12 protein-coding genes and 1 pseudogene are annotated in these 16,344 nt (G+C 45.8%); 9 read left to right on the top strand and 4 right to left on the bottom strand.

Annotated features, from left to right (window positions below):
• The first annotated feature begins 117 nt into the window (after positions 1-117).
• The 4 genes and pseudogenes from B1A85_RS04895 (at position 118) to B1A85_RS25950 (ending at position 3,467) form a co-directional block, all read left to right on the top strand.
• Positions 118-1,062, top strand: coding sequence for an ATP-binding cassette domain-containing protein (locus B1A85_RS04895; RefSeq protein ID WP_104545761.1), 945 nt, complete (start codon positions 118-120; stop codon positions 1,060-1,062).
• Positions 1,059-1,877, top strand: a complete 819-nt coding sequence (locus B1A85_RS04890; RefSeq protein WP_104545760.1) for an ABC transporter permease — start codon at positions 1,059-1,061, stop codon at positions 1,875-1,877. The genes B1A85_RS04895 and B1A85_RS04890 overlap by 4 nt, the downstream gene beginning before the upstream one ends.
• Positions 1,874-2,695 (top strand): ABC transporter permease, encoded by an 822-nt coding sequence (locus B1A85_RS04885; protein WP_104545759.1) that lies wholly within the window; start codon positions 1,874-1,876, stop codon positions 2,693-2,695. Before B1A85_RS04890 ends, B1A85_RS04885 begins: the two co-directional genes overlap by 4 nt.
• Before the next feature lie 85 nt (positions 2,696-2,780).
• A pseudogene (locus B1A85_RS25950) lies at positions 2,781-3,467 on the top strand (Uma2 family endonuclease).
• 329 nt (positions 3,468-3,796) lie between these two features.
• Here the strand turns inward: B1A85_RS25950 and B1A85_RS04875 are convergent.
• The 3 genes from B1A85_RS04875 to B1A85_RS04865 are packed head-to-tail and all read right to left on the bottom strand — an operon-like array spanning position 3,797 to position 7,640.
• A complete protein-coding gene (locus B1A85_RS04875; RefSeq protein ID WP_104545758.1) occupies positions 3,797-5,194 on the bottom strand; it encodes an alkaline phosphatase family protein in 1,398 nt (465 codons plus the stop codon).
• A 36-nt stretch (positions 5,195-5,230) separates the two neighbouring features.
• A complete protein-coding gene (lgt, locus tag B1A85_RS04870; RefSeq protein ID WP_104545757.1) occupies positions 5,231-6,076 on the bottom strand; it encodes a prolipoprotein diacylglyceryl transferase in 846 nt (281 codons plus the stop codon).
• A gap of 25 nt (positions 6,077-6,101) precedes the next feature.
• Positions 6,102-7,640: a sulfatase gene (locus B1A85_RS04865; RefSeq protein ID WP_104545756.1), complete on the bottom strand. Its 1,539-nt coding sequence runs from the start codon at positions 7,638-7,640 to the stop codon at positions 6,102-6,104.
• A gap of 218 nt (positions 7,641-7,858) precedes the next feature.
• On the opposite strand from B1A85_RS04865, the gene B1A85_RS04860 reads away from it, so the two are divergent.
• The 4 genes from B1A85_RS04860 to B1A85_RS04845 all read left to right on the top strand — a co-directional run bounded on the left by B1A85_RS04860 (position 7,859) and on the right by B1A85_RS04845 (position 12,550).
• Positions 7,859-8,974: an aromatic ring-hydroxylating dioxygenase subunit alpha gene (locus tag B1A85_RS04860; RefSeq protein ID WP_104545755.1), complete on the top strand. Its 1,116-nt coding sequence runs from the start codon at positions 7,859-7,861 to the stop codon at positions 8,972-8,974.
• 141 nt (positions 8,975-9,115) lie between these two features.
• Complete coding sequence (locus B1A85_RS04855) at positions 9,116-10,396, top strand: aminotransferase class I/II-fold pyridoxal phosphate-dependent enzyme (protein WP_104545754.1); 1,281 nt, start codon at positions 9,116-9,118, stop codon at positions 10,394-10,396.
• A gap of 37 nt (positions 10,397-10,433) precedes the next feature.
• The gene (locus B1A85_RS04850) at positions 10,434-11,582 is read left to right on the top strand and encodes a hypothetical protein (protein ID WP_104545753.1); all 1,149 of its coding nucleotides are present in this window, start codon (positions 10,434-10,436) and stop codon (positions 11,580-11,582) included.
• Entirely contained in the window at positions 11,579-12,550 is a 972-nt protein-coding gene (locus tag B1A85_RS04845) for an NAD-dependent epimerase/dehydratase family protein (RefSeq protein ID WP_104545752.1), read from the top strand. Before B1A85_RS04850 ends, B1A85_RS04845 begins: the two co-directional genes overlap by 4 nt.
• A 31-nt stretch (positions 12,551-12,581) precedes the next feature.
• Here B1A85_RS04845 and B1A85_RS04840 read toward each other — a convergent pair whose 3' ends face one another.
• Complete coding sequence (locus B1A85_RS04840; RefSeq protein WP_371681633.1) at positions 12,582-13,310, bottom strand: ABC transporter ATP-binding protein; 729 nt, start codon at positions 13,308-13,310, stop codon at positions 12,582-12,584.
• 388 nt (positions 13,311-13,698) lie between these two features.
• Here B1A85_RS04840 and B1A85_RS04835 point away from each other — a divergent pair, with 388 nt between their 5' ends.
• Positions 13,699-16,167: an ATP-dependent Clp protease ATP-binding subunit gene (locus B1A85_RS04835; RefSeq protein ID WP_104545750.1), complete on the top strand. Its 2,469-nt coding sequence runs from the start codon at positions 13,699-13,701 to the stop codon at positions 16,165-16,167.
• Positions 16,168-16,344: the final 177 nt, after the last annotated feature.

The raw sequence follows: 16,344 nt of genomic DNA, 5'->3' as shown, positions 1-16,344 counted from the left end.
CTAAATGGGTAATAGGAAATTTATTAGCCAATCGCTATCAACGACCAATAACCAGTTACCAATCACCAAGCTTCAAGCTACATTTAGTTTCACCCCTTTACCTCACTTGAGAAACTGATGACAGACATGATGGTACAAGCCAAGGGACTCAAAAAGCGTTTTGGCAACATGGTAGCGCTGCGTGGAATTGATTTAGCCGTTCCTGCTGGCTCAGTACTAGGCGTGCTAGGTCCTAACGGTGCAGGTAAAACGACAACAATCAACTGTTTAACAACACTACTTAAACCGGATGAAGGATGGGCGGCGATCGCAGGCTATGATGTCGTCAAGCAACCTGCGGCTGTCCGTGCTTTGATTGGCGTGACAGGACAATTTGCGGCTGTCGATGAAGAACTCACCGCGCGGGAAAACTTGATTCTCTTTGGCAGGTTATTACGCTTATCAGCTAGACAAGCAACTCGCCGCGCCGCTGAACTGTTAGAACAATTTGATTTAATCGAGGCAAGCCATCGTCGCGTTAAAGAATTTTCTGGTGGGATGCGTAGAAGACTCGATCTCGCCGCGAGTATCGTCGCTGAACCCTTAGTGCTATTTCTCGACGAACCAACTACCGGACTCGATCCCCGCAGTCGCCGTCAGTTGTGGGAAATGGTACGCGTTTTGCGATCGCGTGGAATCACAATTTTGTTAACAACGCAGTATTTAGAAGAAGCCGACGAACTAGCCGATCGCATTGTTGTGATTGACCGAGGTACTGTGATTGCGGAAGGAACTTCTGACGACCTCAAAAACCGAGTCGGCGGAACGTTTTGTGAGTTAGAGTTAGCCGATCCTAAAGACGAACCGCAAGTGCGACGCCTACTCGCAGATCTTGGCGATCTTCAAGGTAGAGGCTCAACATTAACGCTTCCTGCACCCAAGGGAGTTGCCACCTTATCAGAAGTCGTACAGCGGGTTAGCGCTACAGGTATTGTTTTAGCTGATATTTCCCTGCGTCGTCCGAGTTTAGACGATGTCTTTTTTGCCTTAACAGGTCACGCTACAGGAGATGAAGCATCGTGAATAGCGCTGATTTACACGCGAAAGCACAAACACTCGTCAAACTACGACACGAGTCAGGAATAAACCGCGCGATATCTGATAGTCTCCTGATTGCTTGGCGGAACTTGATTCGTCTGCGTCGCACTCCAGCTGTGATTGTCTCGGTGGTTCTGTTTCCGATTTTATTTTTCAGCGGCTTTTTGCTAGCCTTTGAACGCTTGATGAGCTTTCAGGGAATTGATTACGTTCAGTACCTCGTTCCAATTATCACGCTGCAAGCGATGTTTTTTACCGCCATGGGTTCAGCGGTGACGTTAGCGAAAGATATCAAAACAGGAATGCTACAACGCTGTCGGGCAATGCCAATTTCACGGGCGGCGGTACTCGGTGGGTTGATTTTGGCGTATTTAGTGCGAGCGATCGCTGCCACAATTATTTTGTTGACTTTTGTGCACTTATATGGATTTCGCTTCCACACAAATTTTATCGCTGTTCTTGGCTATCTGGCGCTAACGTTACTCTTCACCACAACTGCTGTAGCAGGTTATGCAATCTTAGCTTTAGCTTTGCGTCAACCTGATTTAGTCAACTCGTTGTTGATTGTTCCCTATGCACCTTTACTGCTATTAAGTACAGGTTTTAGTCCCGCCGAAAATTTCCCTCGCTGGTTGCAACCATTTGTCCAAGCACAACCAGTAAGTCACACTGCTGCTGCACTCCGCGCGTTAGTTAATGGTACTGAATTATTAGTTCCCTTACTGTGGTCACTCGTGTGGCTAATTGGGCTACTCGTCGCTTTTGGCTTCATTGCAGTTCGACTTTACCAAAAATCATGACAACACTTCCTACTGCATCTCAATTAGTCGCAAAGCGCCGCGAGGGTGGAATAACTCGTACCATTAACGATATTGCCCTCATCACCCAACGCAACTTGCTACTCGACATCAGAAACCCCGCAGTCATTGTCGGTGCAACTGGGTTTCCTGTGTTCTTAATGCTGATTTTCACCGCCAGCTTTGCTAGAGTCGTCGTCCCACAAGGAAGTTACGCCGATTACGCGCAGTTTCTCGTTCCCTTAAGCATCGTGCAAGGATTACTGTTTAGCACCGCTAGTATTGGTACAGCACTATACAACGATCTTGATAGTGGCATGGATACACGGCTGCGAACTTTACCAATCGCCCGATTTGCCTTACTTGCTGGCAGAATTTTAGGCGGTGCAGGACGTTTATTAGCGCAAGTCATCATTATCACATTCGTCGGCTACTTCATTGGGTTTCGCTTTCAAACTGGTATCGTGTCAATCCTGGCGTTTTTACTTTTACCAGTCATTTTTGCATCAGCCTTTTGTTGGATTGCCGTCTTTTTCGCCGTCAAAGCTAAAGCCCCCGAATCGGTACAAGTTTCTATGACATCATGGCTATTACCACTTACTTTTCTCAGTATTGGTTTGGTACCGCTAGAAGGCTTTCCGCAATGGTTGCAAGGTTTTGTTGCCATTAACCCCGTCTCAGCTGCTGCACAAGCACTGCGAGGATTGGCGACAGGTGGATCTGCAATAGGATTTGTCCTCGAAACTTTGCTATGGAGTGCTGCAATTACAGTAGTATTTAGCATCTTAGCAATCCGTGCCTACCAGCACCGCAGCATCTGAAATTACAACCAGCCACAACCACTAATCACTACTTCCTCACTCCTAAAATAGACTTACATCGACACCTCTTGTTGGGAGCGTCTCAATGGTACCTTACGAACTGCGCCAAAACCTACCCACGAGCGATGAGCTACATTGTTCTGACGATACTCCGGTGGATAACGAAGATCAAAACTTCATCCCAAATTTTTTATTGTTCTTACTAGAAAGCATCTGGAAAAACCGCAACGATTGGTTTTTTGGCGTTGATAGGGGAATTTACCATACTACTGGAGACAACGTCCGCGTCCCAGTTCCGATGGCTTTTTAAGTTTAGGTGTAGAAAGACGCAAGCAAGGGAAATCGCGCAAAAGTTACGTCACTTGGGATAGAAAACGATGTTGTCCCCAAGTTTGTTTTAGAAATTGTCTCTTGGTCTTCTGGAGGCGAATACGACACCAAAGCTGAAATTTATGCCAAATTGGGACTATTGTATTACGTAATTTATAATCCAGAATATTGGCGCAGAGACTCGCATCAACCTTTTGAGGTTTATCAGCTAGTCAATGGCGAGTATCAGCTGCAAACTGAGGAGCCATTTTGGATGCCAGAAATTGGTTTGGGTATTGGGCGAGGACAATATATATCTGGCAATGTGCAACGCGAAACTTTATATTGGTATAATGCGCAAGGCGATCGCTACCAAACGCCTCAAGAAATAGCAACCGCAGAACGTCAACGGGCTGAACGTTTAGCCGCAAGGTTACGCGAATTGGGAGAAAGTATTGATTAGATAGTGACAAGGTGCGCAATATATTAATTCAGGAGTAATCTTGTGCCACTTTGAGATGTTGTATGTGGGCGTGAATCATTTGCATAGTTAGTCCGCGAGCGAGAACGGCATGATGTCGTACCTGGTTCAATCGAGCAGGGAACAGCTTGAGTGCAGGTGCGAGCCGTCTGGCGCCGTGTCCCAAATCAACTTAAAAAACTCATTGAGCATAAAAGAGTAAACTTCTTATGCCATCCTGGCGACAATTGGTTATACAGCGAACGCGCGGTTAAAGAGGAATTGCCTGGTAGCTAGCTGTTAGTTTGAGTTGTTAGCCTGCGAGAATAGCTTCAAATTGGCAACACCTTTCCTCGGAGGTTAGATGGTCGCGCGAGTTGATAGCGATGCAGTAGTGTAGGCAAAATGTCATAAATCTGAGCATTTTCGATAACTTTTCCCTGCGCGGGTTGTTGGGAGTCGTAGAAAATCATTAGTCCGTACTGCGCATGGTTAGCATCATCAGGTCCAGTATCGTTATTAGCAGTATAGAGTAAGTTGCTACCTACAGTGCCTACCGATCGCCAAGCCAAATCGTCAAAGTAAACAATCAAATCAGGAGCAATTCCTCGCACTTTTTGATAAATCTGTTGAGGCTTAAATACGCGAGTATTGAGGGGTTGCCCGTTAGGAGCAGGAATAGCAGCTAGCTTTTTGGCAAGATGCGATCGCTCCCGTTCGTAGTCTGCTAGGGGAATCACGCCTTGTGGTTCTCGTCCCTGCACATTTAAAAAAACACGACCGTAGTAGCCTCCTGCGCCCCAAGCTTTGGTACGGCTCCAATCGACCTCAACCTCGTCTAAGGAAGTAGGAACATCAGGCGTTTCTTTCAAGACAAGATATCCTTCAGCGATTAACCATTCATTTAGGCAAATACCTCCGATCAACGGACGCGCTCCATGATCCGATACAATGAGGATTGCGGTTTGATTGCCACAAATCTTCAGTAATTCACCCACACGCCGATCGACATAAACGTAATAGTCACGAATAGCATTTTTATAGGGCGAGTTAGGCTGATATTGGGGATGACTCGGATCCATTGACTTCCAGAAACAATGGTGAATGCGATCGACGCCCATATCCACCAGCATCAAAAAATCTGGTGCTTCGCGTTCTAATAGTTTAGCTGCCAGGGTGAACCGCTGGTCGCACAGGGTATAAATATCTTGCAGAATGCGGTCTTTCTCATCAGATCGAAAGTCAGGTACGTCAAGTATAAAGTCAGGCATCCATTGGCTAATTTGGTTTGCTAATTCAGAAGGATAGGTATGAGGCACGCTGCGATTAGGCGTCAGAAAGCAGGATACTAATTGTCCCTTGACCGGATAGGGGGGTGAAGTTCCTGGAACGCTGATGACTGCTACCTTCCAGCCTGCGTCGCCCAGCAGATCCCACAGACGGGGAACCTTAACAGCACGACCATCGGCGATCGCCATTTTTTGATATCCTCGACTAGAGCGATTGCGAAAGCCATAGATGCCCAATTCACCGGGGTCGCGTCCACTCATCATGCAACTCCAAGCAGGCACGGTAATGGCAGGAATGCTGCTCTCTAGCCGTCCGTAACTGCCCTGTGCCATTAAACGGGAGAAATTGGGAAGATTATTGCGCCATTGCTCAAACACTAAAGATGGCTCCATGCAATCTAATCCAACGATCAGCAGGCGGGGCAAAGACCTAGGTGACATGCGCTTCAAACTCAATGAGGACTGCGTGAAATTGATTTATGACGTACCTGAATAGGAACTTTGTCCAGAGCCATGACGACGGTAAAGGACGATCGCAGAACCTACAACCGCAACAAAACACAAAATATGCACCACATTAAACGGAGTCCCTGCAAAAAACCAGGAATCGGTTCTCAAAAACTCGATAAAGAATCGTCCAGTAGGATACCAAATTAAGTACAGCAACGTAATATCGCCATCACGTAACTGTCTGCTAAAGCGGCGAGAAATCCAAAAAATCAGTCCAAAGCCAATAAAATTCCACAATGACTCGTAGAGAAATAAAGGATGAAAACGAGTTGTCTCTGGATAGGTAGTTAAGTCTTGATAAGGACCAATGCGACGATTCGGATCTATGCGTAACCCCCAAGGTAAGGTAGTGGGTGGTCCGTACAGTTCCTGATTGATGAAATTACCCCAACGACCGATTGCTTGTGCTAGGGGTAAACTTAACGCAATCGCATCCATAAAGACAAGCAAGGGTAACCGTTTGATGCGAGTGTATATCCAAAGGGCGATCGCTCCGACAATGAATGCTCCAAAAATGTGAAGACCACCCTGCCAAATTTGTAGAATCATCGCTGGATTTTGCAAGAATTTACCCAACCCATTCTCACCTCGCGGTGACTGAACAAATACGTAATACAATCGGGCACCAATAAATGCTGGAATCAAAACCCAGATCGTCATGTCCCAAAAATCATCGCTTTTTTGTCCGCGTCTTTCCACTTCGCGACTGGCAACTGTAACTCCCGCAACGATAGCAGCTACTATCAATAGTCCATACCACCGTAGGGCTAGAGGTCCGATTTGGACAATGATGGGGTCAACAGGGGGGTACATAGAGCATGAATAAATTACATGAAGATTAGTCTTCTAGATAGCCTAAATTGCGTAACCTTCTTTGCAATTCAGGGTCGTCGTAACTGAAAGCGCGTTCCAAGGTAGTAATTGCTTCTCCATTCGCAGCAAATAGCTGCAAACATTCCTGCAAAAACTCAACGCTTTCAGGAAAGATGTCTGTGAGATTCAAACTTTCTTGCGGGTCATTGCGAACATCATACAATTCCAGGCGGTCGCCTCCTGTTTCAATCAACTTGTGATTGCCAATCCACACCGCACGTCGGGGTTGATCGCAAGCATGGGATAGCACTAACTCTGGTTGGCGTTTGTAAAGTAGATTCACAACATTTTGTGGAGGAATGGCTTCGGCAAACACTTGGCGATCGCTACTCGCAGAGGAATGCGCTAACGACAGCGGTTCTTCTATTTCACTTGCCAACCCTGCAGCCGCCAATACAGTATGGAACAAACATCGGGTTGAAACGACATCTTCACGAATCGCTCCCCTAGGAAATGTACCGGTGGAATCGCGGATAATTAGAGGCACTCGCACGAGTTCGTTGTAGAGTGAAATTGAATGTCCAACGAAGTGTTTTTCGCCTAAATGTTCTCCATGGTCGGAGCAGATGATCGTCAACGTATTGTTCAATGCCCCATTTTCCTGCAATTTCTGCAAGAACGCGCCAAGTTGGTCATCTTGATGGGCAACTTCGGCATCATACATCCCATCTAATGTCATTTTCTGCCGCTCATCTAGAGCATCTGCTAGGGGAGCTAACCAACCATAAATATCGCTATTAAATTGTTGCAAATAATGCTGCGCTGCTTTGTCTTGCAGCACGTGGGGCGCAAACCGCTCAACATACAAGCGTGGAGGATGGTAAGGCATGTGAGTGCCCATGAGATTAATAAACGTAAAAATTGGCTGCTCGTCACCTAATCCTCGCCGATTAATCAACAATTGCGCTGCATCATCTAGTGACTTTGAGGTATTGCCTTTGAAGCTAAGTGCTGTTTGCCACAGAGGCACCATTAGGGGTGTAAACGAAAATGCTAGCAGCAATTCCGAGCGTGCAAAGGAATCTTGTACCCAGTTTAAGGCTCCAGCTAGCAACCGCTTAAACGCCTGACGGTAACGGTCAAGCAGTTGTGGCGAATATCCAGCTTGATTGGGTCGTGAAGTGAGTAAGCCACTGTAGTTCAAAAAGCTGTAGAATCCTCGCCGTAAGCCATTATTGATAACCCCTACCAGCGGATTGTTACAAAATCCAGCAGTGTAATAACCATTAGCACTCAACCGTTCTGCCAGAGTTGTAATATGACTGGGCAGTACTGAATAGGATTGCAAGACTTGATGTGCCGAAGGATACAACCCCGTAAACATAGAAGCGTGGGAAGGCACTGTCCATTGCGCTGCCGAAACTGCATTTCTGAATAGAGTTGCACTGGCAGCAAACGCGTCTAAATTGGGAGAGGTTTCTTTAGCATACCCGTAACACGAGAGGCGATCGCTCCGCTGAGTATCGAGGACTAAAAGAACAATATCGGGGCGTCGAATGGACATGAACTGACTCTCATTTCCTTCCTACGCCTTGATCTTTAACATTCCAGACGTTTGTCAGGATTAAGAGCAGGTTAAACATAGTTCGCGAACAGGTAAAAATTACGTTTAAGTGCAGCGATCTGCTGTTTCCGGTAACAGTATAAATAATCTAAGATTGATTGACTTTCTCTGGGCGAGAGGCTAAATATTGTCACATACAAAGCCAACAGCACTCGTCTATGGAACTGGCGACAACACTCACAAGTCACACTGTGCAAAATGCTGTCCGTGAGGTAGGAATTAACCCAAATCATTGGTATGCAGTAAGTTGGGCAAATCAACTCAAACCTGGGGAAATTATACCTGTCGTTATCTGGCAGCAGGCGATCGCAGTTTACCGCGATATCGACGGTCAACTTCACGCCCTCGAAGATTTTTGCCCGCACAAAGGCGTTGCATTGCACAAAGGTAAAGTCCACGGTTGTAACCTTGCTTGCGCTTACCATGGCTGGGAATTTGATAATCAAGGAAATTGCGTAAAAATTCCTTACTTACCAGAAAAACAAAAGCTACCGCGTGCAACCGTTCGCAGTTATCCCATCCAAGAAAAATACAATCTGATTTGGATTTTTCCTGGGGAACCTAGTCTTGCTACAACTTGTCAATTACCTCATATTCCAGAGTTCTTTGAGAGTGAGTGGTTAGTCGTACCAATTTCTGCTCACTTTCAGGCACATTTTTCGATCTGCAATGAAAACACAATGGATGTGTTTCATGGATTTCTGCATCAAGGATTACAAGGCTGGTTCGATCCCGTTTTACTCAGCCTCAAAGAAACTGAAACTTCCGTTTGCGCCAAGTACAATGTTTCCTATAAAGGACAGATGGCGAAGTTTCTGGGATTGAGCGATCGCGCTGATACTGTTACTACATTGCCAATTACTGTAGAGTATCGTTACCCACACTATGCAACCTCACTGCAAGGCGTTTCCTCTTTATACTTGATGCGCTTACCTATAGGACCAAAAGAAAGTCGTTCATTTGCGTTATTCTTTTTTAAAGTCCGCCTGCCACAATGGGTAATACGACCGCTCAAACCTTTGCTAGTACCTTTACTTCAACGCTTCGTCTTGTCTAAGTTTCTCGCACAAGACATCGAAATGATCGAAAGCGAACAGCGCAACTATCTTGCAAATCCCCAACGCAGATATGTAGAAATTAATCCAGCAATCATTGCTATTCAAAGATTAATTATCCGGCAATATGAACAATTTATGCAAAAATCAATACAACCGTCCTTAAAATATCAGGAGCGAGAAACAATTACCAATTCTACAAGTACGAATGGGTCTTAACAATTTATTCATAAATTACTATTACTTTTTATCCTATGCTACGTTTTTTTAAATCTGGATAGCGTTAACTACCTAACCAAAGGCAATTTCTTAACTCAAACAGGATAAGCTATCTGGGATAAAGGTGAGGGGAGTAAATTAGTGCAAGTTATTAAAGAGTACGTTCAAAGGTGGTACGAAAGCGGACTCGATCCTGATGAGTACGTTTGTCATCGCAAGCAAGGTAATCTCGTCGATATTTCTGACGCAGATACAGGTGAAAAAAGAACTGTTCTGACTTTCTGCACCAACGATGTTTTGGGACTTGTACAGTGTGAAGCTGTGAAGCAAGCAGCGATTGATGCAATTTTACAGTATGGCACATCGAATAGTTCTACATCCGTTTTAAGTGGACGAATTACATTACACCAACAGCTAGAAGACGAAATCTCTGCGTTCAAGCATCTACCGCATACACAGCTATTTCTTAATGCGTGGATGGCAATGCAAGCAATGATGGATGCCTTTTGTCATCAAGCAATTCCTGTTCCAGGATTTCAAAATACACGCGAGACACTGATTTTGACTGATGTATTAAATCATGGTTGTATTGTTTCTGCTGTTGTTAATGCAGGAACGCGTTCGGGAAAAGTATTTAGCCATAGTCCTCAAGTCAGAGTAAAGCCTTATCGCCATTGTGATGTCGAAGACTTGCGGCGGAAGTTGCAGCGCTATGCTCGACCTAGCGATCGCATTTTAGTCGTCTCGGATGCCGTATTCTCGATGGATGGTGACATCGCACCACTCCCCGATATGCTCAACGTGCTACACCACTACGAAGGTAGCGTGCTATTAATGGATGAAGCCCATGCTAGCGGCGCCTTAGGAGCCACAGGACGCGGAATTTACGAACATTTTGGTATTTTGCCCTCACAGGCAATTGAACGCGGCGTAGCACCGCTGATTATGACGACTTTTTCAAAGTTTGCCGCGTCAGCGGGTGCAGCAATTAGCACGCACGTTGCTGAGTTAAAACCCCTCCTCAATGTCTCGCCAACGTCAATCGGGACAATTTCGCTTTCACCACCACTTGCAGCAGCGGCGTTAGAAAGTATTCGCCAAGTGCGCCAACGTCCTGAATTAGTCCAAAAACTGCAAGAAAATACGCGCTACTTGCGATCGCGTCTTGCGGAACATGATTTTGTCGCGATTGGTGAAACTAATGTCGTTCCTGTTATTTTACCATCAGAAATCAATCCGAAAATCTTTGCGCGACAATTGATGCATAACTATGGAATATGGGTGTCACCGATCTGGTTTATCGCCAAACCTCGCTTGCGCATTACTGCAAACGCTTTACACTCGCGTGAAGAGATGGATCGCTTAGTTGCAGGTATGGTAGCTACCAGAGATTTATTTTATAAACCAACGCTCAGCGCCTAACTTACTGGCGATTAGCTAAATTGCTTGGTGAATTAAAGTGCTTACACAATCAACAAATTTCCAGATTCGGGCGGTAACGACTCCAAAAGAGCAGGAGTTATTTCTGAATCTACCAGCGAAACTTTATGGTAGCGACCCAAATTGGGTTCCACCGATTCGCAGCAGCATCGCCAAAGAATTTACTTCTGAGTATCCTTTCTCTCAGTATGGAAAGCTGCAACAATTCGTTGCCCTATCGCAAGATGTAAATAATCCTCAGCCCGTGGGTAGAATTGTCGCCGCAGTTAATCAGCGGTTGATCGAACGCGAAGGAGATAACGTCGGGTTATTTGGCTATTTTGAATGCGTTCCCAACTTTGACGTTGCGCAAGCATTACTCACAGCAGCAAGCGAGTGGTTGCGCGCACAAGGTATGAGTCGCGTTCGAGGTCCCATCGACTTATCGACACATAACCGTTGTTTCTTTTTAGTCGATGGATTTGACTCGCCACCGCTAGTAATGATGCCATATAATCCGCCGTACTATCCAGAGTTTATTGAACGTGATGGTTGGCATAAAGCAAAAGATGCTTATGCGTATGATTTCCCCTTAGATAAACCTTTACCCAAAGAATTTGAAAAAGCACATCGCGTAGCTTGTAAATCGGGTGTTAACTTTCGTCCGATTAGAACCAAGGGAGAAGGTTTTGAGAAAGATGCGATCGCCATCTATCATCTTTTCAATCGCGCGTTTGCGCATAGCTGGAGTTCCACACCCCGCAGCGAAGCCGAATTTCTCGCAGAAGCGAAAGAATTACAAAGCATCGTAGACCCTGACGTGTTCCCCATTGCTGAATACAACGGCGAAATGATCGGCTTTTTCATGGGTTTGCCTGATTACAATATTCCCCTAAAGCACGTCAACGGGAAATTAAACTGGTTAGGAATTCTCAAGTTTCTGTGGTATCGCCGTCAAATCGATCGCGGACGAGTGATTACAATTTGCTCGCTACCAGAGTATCGCTTGAAAATGGTACCTTTAGCTTTAATCTATCTGGGAATGCAAGGCGGAATTCAAAAAGGTAAGCCGTACAAACGTGCAGAACTATCGTGGGTGTACGAGGATAATTATCCCTCGCGTAAACTCATTGAAGCCGCAGGTGGCAAAATATATAAAACGTATCGTATCTACGAAAAAGCCCTATGAAGGCACTCGTCACGGGAGCTAATGGCTTTACTGGTTCCCATTTAGTTCAAGCGCTACAACAGCGCGGCGTACAAGTTGTTGGTTTGGTACGCCAGTCAAGTAACTTATCGCGCCTTGCTGATTCTCAGTTGCAACTCGTCTATGGTGATATCGCAGATCGCGATGCTTTGCAAACGGCAATGCAAGGTGTTGATACGGTATTTCATTCCGCCGCGTATGTTGAACTAGGGTTAGTCGATGCAGATAAAATGCAGCGCGTCAATGTCGAGGGAACTCGCGCAGTGATGGAAGTTGCCCAAGCATCAGGGGTATCAAAAATTATATATTGCAGCACGATCGGCATTTTTGGCGATACCAAAGGCGAAGTTGTCGATGAGACATTTCAACGCCGACAAACCGATTTTTCCTCAGCTTACGATCGCACAAAATATCAAGCCCAGCAAATTGTCGACGAATTCGCATCCCAAGGGCTTCCAGTTGTTAGCGTTTTACCATCAGGAATTTTTGGTGCAGACGATCCGCATTTTGGTCCTGTGTTGCAGCAATTTCTCAAAGGGCGCTTAAAGTTGTGGGCGGGAGGCGATCGCATTACCGGAATCGTTCATGTCGATGACTTGGTTGAGGCGATGCTGCTAGCCGCTGAGAAAAGCCCATCTGGAGAACACTACATCATTTCTGCGGGAGAACTTTCGATACGAGAAATGTTTGAACTTTTAAGCCAACAAACAGGAATTCCTGTTCCTAGGGAAGCGCCGAAATCTGTTGTTAGGCTAGCTGGAAATCTTCTCGATCCCATTGGACGCTTGTTACAATGGCAACCACCTTTAAGTCGCGAACGCGTTCACTATATTTACGATCGCTGCGTGCGCGTTGATGCGACAAAAGCACGTCAAAAGTTAGGCTGGGAACCGCGTTCAGTTGAAACAACTTTATTAGAAATCGTTAAAGCGCTTCAGGGATCTTGTTAGGTAAAGATCGGAAATCTGCATTTTTTTACCTTCATTCTTGCCGTAAAACTCCATCTTCCATATACGCAACGCGATCGGCGACATCAATAATTCGCGGGTCGTGCGTTACCATGAGTACCGTACAGCCTTCTTCTTTGGCTAAGATCCGCAGTAACTCGATGACGTTGTGTCCGCTACGCGAGTCTAATGCGGCTGTCGGTTCATCTGCCATAATTAATTGCGGATTACCTGCTAATGCACGGGCGATCGCCACTCGCTGTTTCTGTCCGCCAGATAAATCTCCTGGTTTGTATTTCGCGTGACTACCTAAGCCTACCTGTTCGAGTAGATATTTTGCTTGATTGCGTGCTATCCGTCCTTTAATTCCTTTAATGTTCAGGACTAATTCGACATTTTCGGCTGCTGTCAATGCTGGAAACAAGTTAAAGCCTTGAAAAATAAACCCAATATTCTCTAAGCGAAAGCGTGCTAACTTTTCGCGAGACATTTTTGTAATCTCTTCACCGAGTAAATAAACACTACCCGCAGTTGGTGTCAGCAAACCTGCCAAAATCGACAGCAATGTCGTCTTTCCCGATCCCGATGGTCCCATCAATAGTTGAATATCGCCAGGAGAAACGTCTAAGTCAATTCCTTTTAGAACCTGAAAGCATTCTCGTCCAGAGCGGAAAGCCATCTCTAAACCTTTTGTCAAGATCGCTTTTGTTTTCCGTTGGTTAGTTAGTTTTATCGATTTGGGATCAACCAGGGTACGGCTTATTATAGACACAATCGACTACTTTGAGAATTATTCAGTAATAAACTACTTCAGTTTATTCAGTTTTAAGGATCTTAATAGTATTAGACGCTGCTCGCTACGAAAAAGATTCTACTAAGAGGAACAAATCTCGGTAATACTTGGGCAAGAATTGGGTGTATAGCTTGGTAATGGGTAACTGGTAATAGTAACCAACATAGGATCGATAACTCACCTTCACTTTGACCTACACTAACGTTTACGTCAAAGATAGGCGGGTAACACTCCTTCACAATTACGGCTGTTCCCACTGTGGGAGTTGTTTGCATAAAGTTACATTAAACATAACTATATGAAAGTTTATGTAAGGGTTAATAGCCCTACCTAAACAAGCTCGGTAAAGGAAACCACGATGTTTGAATACTTTACAGATAAAGCCATCAAGGTAATCATGCTATCTCAGGAGGAGACACGTCGCCTGGGACACAACTTGGTAGGAACCGAGCAGATTCTTTTAGGCTTGATTGGAGAAGGTACGGGAGTAGCAGCAAAAGTGCTGACCGAGCTAGGAGTATCCCTCCAAGATGCACGCACAGAAGTAGAAAAAATTATCGGTAGGGGAAATCGATTCGTCCCCGCTGAACTTCCTTTCACTCCCAAAGTTAAGCGTGTTTTTGAGCAAGCTCTAGCTGAAGCTCGGCAACTCGGAAACAACTACATTGATACAGAACACATTCTACTCGGATTACTTCGCGAAGGCGACGGTGTAGCAGCGAAAGTCCTGAGTAATTTAGGTATTCACCCCGAACAAATTCGCACCGCAGTTATTAAAAAGCACGGAGAAGTAGCAGCGGTTTCTGTGGGTAATACCGATCGCCGCAGTGGTCGGAGTGCCAGCAAAACAGCAACTTTAGACGAATTTAGCACCAATTTAACGAAACTCGCCGCCGAAGGCAAGCTTGACCCAGTTGTGGGACGCGAGAAAGAAATCGAACGCGCAATTCAGATTCTCGGACGGCGGACAAAGAACAATCCTGTATTAATCGGCGAACCTGGCGTTGGTAAAACCGCGATCGCCGAAGGACTCGCCCAACGCATTGTTACCCAAAACGTTCCTGATATCCTCGAAGATCGCCAAGTCGTCAGCCTAGACATGGGCTTACTGATTGCGGGTACGCGCTTTAGAGGTGACTTTGAAGAACGCATCAAAGCCATCATGGATGAAATTCGCGCTGCGGGTAACATCATCTTAGTGATTGACGAAATTCACACTTTGATCGGTACTGGCGGTGTGGAAGGTGGTATGGATGCAGCGAACATCCTCAAGCCAGCTTTAGCCCGCGGTGAATTGCAGTGTCTTGGTGCTACAACTTTAGACGAATACCGCAAGCACATCGAACGCGATGCTGCACTTGAGCGTCGTTTCCAACCGATTATGGTTGGCGAACCTTCAGTCGATGAAACGATTGAGATTCTGCACGGTTTACGCGGTACTTACGAACAACATCACCGCGTCAAAATTACCGATAACGCACTCGAAGCTGCTGCGAAGCTATCAGACCGTTACATTAGCGATCGCTTCTTACCTGATAAAGCCATCGACTTGATTGACGAAGCAGGTTCGCGCGTTCGGTTGAGAAACTCGCAAGCATCTGCAACCAGCGAACTCAAACGCGAATTAGTCCAAGTATCGCGCGCTAAAGAAGCTGCCGTCAAAGCACAAGACTTTGATAAAGCTGGACAACTACGCGATCGCGAGTTAGAACTCGAAGCCCAAATCAAAGCGATTTCTGAAAATCAAAACAAAAACGTCAACACTCCGGTTGTGGACGAAGAAGACATCGCCCAAATCGTTGCTTCCTGGACTGGCGTACCCGTCAATAAGTTGACAGAAACCGAATCTGAGTTGCTATTACACTTAGAAGATACGCTTCATCAGCGGATTATCGGTCAACAAGAAGCTGTCACCGCAGTTTCGCGAGCAATTCGCCGCGCGCGAGTCGGCTTAAAGAGTCCCGATCGCCCAATCGCGAGCTTTATCTTCTCAGGTCCTACGGGAGTTGGTAAAACCGAACTAACCAAAGCACTAGCTGCTTATTTCTTCGGTTCAGAAGATGCGATGATTCGCCTTGATATGTCCGAATTCATGGAGCGTCACACAGTATCTAAGCTAATTGGTTCACCTCCAGGATACGTTGGTTACGACGAAGGCGGACAACTAACAGAAGCAGTGCGTCGCAGACCTTACACTGTAGTGCTATTCGACGAAATCGAGAAAGCACACCCTGATGTTTTCAACATGATGTTACAAATCATGGATGATGGTCGCTTGACCGATGCCAAAGGTCGTACAGTCAGCTTCAAGAATACGCTACTGATTATGACTTCCAACATCGGCTCGCGAGTCATCGAAAAAGGAGGCGGTGGTTTAGGTTTTGAGATTACTGATAGTCAAAGTGAATCAAGCTACAGTCGCATTCGCAATCTAGTGAACGAAGAACTCAAGCAACACTTCCGCCCTGAGTTTCTCAACCGCGTAGACGATATCATTGTCTTCCGTCAGTTAACCAAGCCAGAAGTCACGCAAATTGCCGATATTCTGTTACGCGAAGTTTCTACCCGCTTAGCTGAACAAGGAATCGAGCTTGAAGTGACCGCTAAATTCAAAGACCGCGTAGTCCAAGAAGGCTACAACCCCAGCTACGGTGCAAGACCATTACGTCGCGCCATCATGCGACTACTTGAAGACAGCCTAGCCGAAGCGATGCTAGCAGGTTCAATCAAAGTCGGAGACAAGGCTATCGTTGACGTTGACGATCGCGGCGAAGTAAAGGTAGAAAAAGTAGCCAACAAAGAGTTGTTACTATCTTCCGTCAGCTAATCATTTAGCATAGTTTCTCAAACCCCTAGCAATCACGCTGGGGGATTTTTTATATAGCGATCGCCACCTCAAATTTGCGCTTTTTGGGCATACTAGTTCCCTCAATGGCGGATACTTTTGCACGAGACTAGCTTTTCTGTGGTTCGTTAAAGTAAATAAGTATGTGGGTATCACTGT

The sequence above is a fragment of the Chroococcidiopsis sp. TS-821 genome, assembly GCF_002939305.1.
GTDB lineage: Bacteria > Cyanobacteriota > Cyanobacteriia > Cyanobacteriales > Chroococcidiopsidaceae > Chroogloeocystis.
This window is presented reverse-complemented; position numbering and strand designations above follow the sequence as displayed.